General features: G+C 55.2%; 1 protein-coding gene. It reads left to right on the forward strand.

The features are described from left to right. The coding region (locus tag JEM65_RS21525; RefSeq protein ID WP_199603803.1) for a hypothetical protein at nucleotides 1-326 on the forward strand (326 nt) is incomplete at both ends.

The raw sequence follows: 326 nt of genomic DNA on the forward strand, positions 1-326 counted from the left end.
AAGAACATCGTCTTCTCGGACGAGAAGAACTGGCTCGTTGACATGCACCACAACCGCAGAAACAGCAGATACGTGGCAAAGGACAAGGACTGTGTCGACCCAAGTATCCGGTACGTTGCCAGGAGCAAGTTCCCGGCCAAGGCTATGAGCTTCGGCCTGGCAGGAACCGATGGGTTTGTCTTCAAGCCCATTTGGATCGATGGCAGCCTAAACAGCGCCGGCTACATCGAGCTCCTCAACAAGAAGGTCCTACCTGCCCTTGATGACCACTATGGCGTCGGCAACTACATTCTGCAGCAAGATGGGGCCCCTTGCCACACGTCGAA

The sequence above is a fragment of the Gelidibacter salicanalis genome (assembly GCF_016469035.1).
GTDB classification, from domain to species: Bacteria; Bacteroidota; Bacteroidia; order Flavobacteriales; family Flavobacteriaceae; genus Gelidibacter; species Gelidibacter salicanalis_A.